6 protein-coding genes are annotated in these 5,267 nt (G+C 72.6%); 3 read left to right on the top strand and 3 right to left on the bottom strand.

Annotated elements, in window-relative coordinates; genetic code table 11:
• Positions 1–12 precede the first annotated feature (12 nt).
• Positions 13–1,365, bottom strand: a complete 1,353-nt coding sequence (locus VGD70_RS07890; RefSeq protein WP_331079627.1) for an MFS transporter — start codon at positions 1,363–1,365, stop codon at positions 13–15.
• A gap of 52 nt (positions 1,366–1,417) precedes the next feature.
• Between VGD70_RS07890 and VGD70_RS07885 the strand changes: the two genes are divergently transcribed.
• The 3 genes from VGD70_RS07885 (at position 1,418) to VGD70_RS07875 (ending at position 3,655) form a co-directional block, all read left to right on the top strand.
• On the top strand, positions 1,418–1,879 hold the full coding sequence (locus VGD70_RS07885) for a MarR family winged helix-turn-helix transcriptional regulator (RefSeq protein WP_331079626.1): 462 nt from the start codon (positions 1,418–1,420) through the stop codon (positions 1,877–1,879).
• 9 nt (positions 1,880–1,888) lie between these two features.
• Complete coding sequence (locus tag VGD70_RS07880; RefSeq protein ID WP_331079624.1) at positions 1,889–2,602, top strand: DUF6882 domain-containing protein; 714 nt, start codon at positions 1,889–1,891, stop codon at positions 2,600–2,602.
• A gap of 69 nt (positions 2,603–2,671) precedes the next feature.
• Complete coding sequence (locus VGD70_RS07875; protein ID WP_331079622.1) at positions 2,672–3,655, top strand: cation diffusion facilitator family transporter; 984 nt, start codon at positions 2,672–2,674, stop codon at positions 3,653–3,655.
• Here the strand turns inward: VGD70_RS07875 and VGD70_RS07870 are convergent, their stop codons facing one another.
• The gene (locus VGD70_RS07870; protein ID WP_331079620.1) at positions 3,656–4,051 is read right to left on the bottom strand and encodes a DUF1761 domain-containing protein; all 396 of its coding nucleotides are present in this window, start codon (positions 4,049–4,051) and stop codon (positions 3,656–3,658) included. It abuts the gene before it with no gap.
• A gap of 325 nt (positions 4,052–4,376) precedes the next feature.
• Positions 4,377–5,183, bottom strand: a complete 807-nt coding sequence (locus VGD70_RS07865; protein ID WP_331079618.1) for a hypothetical protein — start codon at positions 5,181–5,183, stop codon at positions 4,377–4,379.
• Positions 5,184–5,267: the final 84 nt, after the last annotated feature.

Below are 5,267 nucleotides of genomic sequence, written 5' to 3'. Positions count from 1 at the left end.
TCGTGGCCGTAGTCAGGCACGGCGCCCGCCCGGGCCGGCCAGCGCGGACAGCGCCGCCACCGCCAGCGCGGCCGCGGACAGCCAGAACGCCGTGGTGTAGCCGGACTCCCCGGCCGACGACGCGACGATCGTCGACGCGATCTGCGCGCCGAACGTGCCGCCGATGGTCCGCATGATCGTGTTGATGCCCGTCGCCTCACCGGTCTGCGCCGGGGTGACCGCGGCGACCACGAGGTTGGCGAGTGCCGAGAACGCCAGCCCGACCCCGATGCCGAGCACGCCGTTGGCCAGGTAGATCGGCCACGCGGTGTCGTGCGCGACGGCCAGCACCACGAACCCGGCCGCGCCGACCACGCACGCCGCCACGAGCGGGACCTTGAACCCGACGCGGGCGCCGAGCCGCCCGGCCAGTGGGCTCGCGAACAGCATCGTCACCGCCATCGGGATGATGAACAGCCCCGCCCCGGTGACCGATGCGTCGAAGCCGTAGCCCAGCCGCGACGGTGTCTCCACCAGCAGCGGCACCAGGGTGAACGCGCCGTACATGCCGAACCCGATGATCAACGCGGTGACGTGCGAGGTGAGCACGGACCGCCGGCGCAGCAGCGAGACGTCGATCAGCGGCGCCGCCAGCCGCGACTCGACGACCCAGAACACCACCAGCAGCACGACCGCGACGGCGAGCAGCCCGAGCCTCGGCGCGAGCCCCCACCGCTGGCCGATCGCCAGCAGCAGCGCGACCAGCCCGCCGGTCAGCAGCACCGCGCCCGCCCAGTCGAGCCGCCCCGGCGCCCGGGCCGGGGAGTCGGGGACGAACGCCCACACGGCGACCAGCCCGGCGAGGATCACCACGAGCATCAGCCAGAAGATCCACTGCCAGCTCAGGGCGTCGACGATCAGCCCGGGCAGCACCAGCCCGACGCCGAACCCGATGCCGAACGTCGAGCTGATCCACCCGATCGCCACCGGCACCCGCTCCCGCGGGAACCCGTCCCGCACGATGCCGAACGCCAGCGGGAACGTCGCCGCGCCGACGCCCTGCACGGCCCGCGCCGCGATGAGCACGCCGATCGAGCCGGCGAGGGCGGCCAGCAGCGTGCCGGCCGCCGACACCGCGAGGCACGCGAGCAGGACCCGGCGCCGGCCGAACATGTCGCCGAGCCGGCCGAGCAGCCCGGTGGCCACCGATGCGGTCAGCAGGAACGCGCTCAGCACCCAGGACACGGTCACCGGCCCGGCGCCGAACGCGCGTTGCAGATCGGGCAACGCCGGCACCGGCATCGTCTGGAGCAGGGAGAACGAGAGCACGGCGACGAGCAGCGCGGCGAAGGGCGCCGCCGTGCCACGCTGGGCAGTTAGTTGCATGACGACATCATTACATGATGTAACTATTACGTCGAGAAGGTATGCTCCGGCCATGACCGAGCTGCGCCCGCCGACCCTGCTGGCCCTGCCGTCCTACCTGGCCGGCCACGTGGGGCGGATCGGCCACCGCATGCTGGTCGACGCCATCGCCGGGCACGACCTGCGGCTGCCGCACTTCGCCGTGCTCACCGCGCTGGCCGACCTCGGCCCGCTCCCCCAGCACGAGCTCGCCGACCGGCTCGACCTCAACCGCAGCCACCTCGTCGGCTACCTCGACGACGTCGAGGGCCGCGAGCTCGTCCGCCGCGAGCGCGACCCGGACGACCGCAGGCGCCAGCGGGTCGTGCTCACCGGGACCGGCAAGTCCTTGCAGCGCAAGCTGGCCGCCGTCGCCGAGCGGACCCAGGCCGAGTTCCTCCACGTGCTGTCGGAAAAGGAACGCGAGACGCTGGTCAGGCTGCTGCGCCGGGTGCTCACCGCCGACGACGGCCCGCGCGCGGGCGGAGACAAGTAAGGTCCGCTCGTGCCAAACCTCCACGAGCTGCTCGACGACGCCGCGCTCCTGTCGCTCGAGCATCAGCTGCACCTGGCCGACACGCTCGGCGAGCACTCCTGGTACGCCGACTTCAAGGCGCAGACCTTCGAGTTCACCGGCGTGGTCAACCGGACCTGCGGCCGGTTCCACGTCCTCGGCAGCGCCGCCCCCGGCCCGGCGTCCTGGCTGTGGAGCTGGGCCAACGCGATCGCCGACTACCCGCCGCCGCTGGTCGGGCTCGCCCTGCACGTGCGGGACTTCGGGCACCGGTACGGGATCCGCGAGCTCGCCGAACCCGAAACACCGTTCCAGGACTTCCCCGGCTCGCCCACCGAGCCGCACCAGGTGCTGACCGTCATCACCGAGGCCGCCAAGGCCGTCAGCAACACCTGGACGTCCTACAACGGCGAGGTCGGCGGCGGCACCCGGGTGGCCGTGCTCATCGAGCACCCCGACTTCCTGCTGCCGCCGCCCGAGCCGGCGCGGGTCGTGCGGGTGCTCCAGCAGTCGCTGACCGACCTGGCGCTCACCGACCACCGCCGCGCGTTCCACAGCTACGCGATGCGCCGCGGACTCGGCGCGGCGTTCAGCCCCGACGGCTCGCGGCTGCAGATCACCGGGCCCGGTTTCGACGTCGCTGTCCGGTTCAACGAGCGGGGCCTCGTCGTGGCCATGTCCTCGACGACGGAACAGCGTTCGTAGAACGGGCCCGCGATCCCCTGCCGGTCTAGGGTCGAACCGTCGACCGGCCCACCGGCGCAGGGAAGTGCGATGGCGGAGGAACGCTCGGAGAGCACGCTCACCGTTCTGGTCGCGCTGGCGGCGAACTTCGCCATCGCGGTGCTCAAGCTCGTCGCCGGGCTCATCACCGGGTCCGCCGCGATGCTCGCCGAGGCCGCACACTCGGTGGCCGACACGTTCACCGAGGCGCTGCTGCTCACGGCGCTGCGCCGGTCCAGCCGCCCGGCCGACCGGCGCCACCCGTTCGGCTACGGCAAGGAGCGGTACTTCTGGTCGCTGATGGCCGCGGTGTCGATCTTCACGTCGGGCGCGTTGTTCGCCCTGTACGAAGGACTCACCACGATCTTCGGCGAGGAGCGCGCGCAGGCGGACGCGTGGCTCGGGTACGCGGTCCTCGGCGCCGCGTTCGTCCTCGAGGGCATCTCCTGGACGCGCGCGGTGAAGCAGGTCCGGTCCGAGTCCGCCGCCGAGAACCGCAAGCTGGCCGAGTACCTGCGGATGTCCGACGACCCGACGGTGAAGACCGTGTTCTTCGAGGACAGCGCGGCGCTCGTCGGCCTGCTGCTCGCGTTCGGCGGCCTCGCGCTGCATGACGTCACCGGGTCCGCGTTCTGGGACGGGCTCGCGTCGGTGCTGATCGGCGTGCTGCTCGCGTTCGTCGCCTACCTGCTGGGCCGGACCAACCAGGGCCTGCTGATCGGGCGCCAGGCCGACCCGGCGATCATCCGGCAGATCCGCGAGTACCTGAGCGGCGTGCCCGAGGTGGATGTGGTCGTGGACCTGCTCACGATGGTCACCGGCACCGACCGCATCCTGCTGTGCGCCCGCATCGACTTCGCCGACGGCCTGTCCTCCAGCGACCTCGAGCACGCGTGCGTGCGCATCGCGGGCGAGCTGTCCGAGCGGATCAGCGACCTGGACGAGATCTTCCTCGAACCCGTCCCCCGCACCGACCCTGACCTGCGCGCCCGGGTGCTCGCCCGCTACGGCACCAGCCTCACCGAGCGCCGCTGACTACCGCCACAGGCCGACCAGCAGCGTGACCAGGACGGCCTTCACGAGCCAGTCGCCGGCGTGGAGCGCGGCCAGCCGCCAGGGCACGTCGTCCCAGACGATCGAGCCCGCGAGGATCGTGACCGGGAACGCCACCCACACCGCGAGGCCGAGCAGGAGCGCCCCGCCCGGGCCGGCGATGTCGAGCCCCGCGACCGCGGCGGCGAGCGTGGTCGCGATGACGAAGCTCCGCAGCAGCTCGACGACGACCTTCCACGCGGGCGGGCGCCGCGCGGCCTTGGCATCGGCGTCCAGCAGCGCCGTGCGCCGGGTGCCGAACACGGAGTAGTAGACCGTGCTGGCCACGAACGCGAGGACGGTCGCGACGGCCACGGCCAGGAAGTTGAGGTCGGTCACCGGTGACTCCAGATCTCCGGGCGCCCCCACCGGGCGCCTGTCACCGGAGACGTAGGAGCCGGCCGGCGGATCTCGACACAGGTGCCCGAACTTTCTCAGCCGTGGTGTCGGGCCCGCGGCCGTGATCACCGGTGCTTATCGGCGGATCGAAAGTTTGACGTCACACTCGCTTGCGAAGCGATTGGGGTGACTGCGATCGTTGATCTCAACAACTCCTCCTCGGCACCCGGCGCGCTTTCTCCAGTGCGGCACGCCAACCGCCTGCCGGGAGATCGCGCCCGGAGCGTCCGTCCACGCTCCGGGCGCACGCATGTCACCGGCTCTCTCACCTGTTGGCGAACTGCTTGTGCCGCAGGCGTCCGCTGATCTCGGCGTATCCGCGCGGGGTGATCTCGAAGCGCCGGCCGGGGCGGACGTCGAGCATCCCGGCGTCGCCGAGCCGCGCCACCTTGGAGCTGACGAGGCCGCCGGGGAGCCGCACCTCGTCCCGCAGCGCCGCGAAGCCCACCGAGGTGCGGTCGGCGACGACGAGCAGCACCCGGAGTGTGGTGTCCTCGGCGAGCCGGCGGAACGTCTCGAGGAACACGGCGGCGCCGTGCCACGGCCGCGACCGCAGCGCCAGGCCGGAGTGGTCGCCGAGGGTCAGCCGCAGCCGGGTGAGCTCCCGGATCTCACCGATCGGGGCCGGCTCCCCCGCGTGCTCGCGCCCGTGGAGGAAGACCGAGGTCGTGGTGACGACGAGCACCGCCCGCCCGCCCGGCACCATCCGCGCCGCGAGGCAGGTGCAGTCGTCGCCCTCGCCCGGCCGGTGCTGCTGCCCGGTGACGGTGACCGGCAGGGTGGCCAGGCAGCGCCCGAGCTCCGGCGGAACCAGCCGCCGGACCCGCCGCAACCGCCGCAGCTCGGCCCGCCCAGCAAGCCGGTCGAGCACGAGGAGATAAATGGCGGCCGTACCCCCGAAGGCCCACCAAACCGGAACGACTGTGAGCCCCCAGAACAACCCGACGGCCGCCGCCCCGACGACGACCACACCGGCCCGCCGCACCACGACCCCACCGAACACGACGACCCCGACCACGAGCCCGAGGGCGACCCACGCCGCGGGCCCGCGCCCGAGCAGGTCCGCGGTCATGGCGCCTCCCTCGTCGCACCAGACGCTAGATCATCCGGGCGGGACGGGTCCCCGCCGTAACCGGACGGTTGCCGAGGCCGGACA

The sequence above is a fragment of the Actinophytocola sp. genome, assembly GCF_036402745.1.
Lineage (GTDB): Bacteria > Actinomycetota > Actinomycetes > Mycobacteriales > Pseudonocardiaceae > Actinophytocola.
This window is presented reverse-complemented; position numbering and strand designations above follow the sequence as displayed.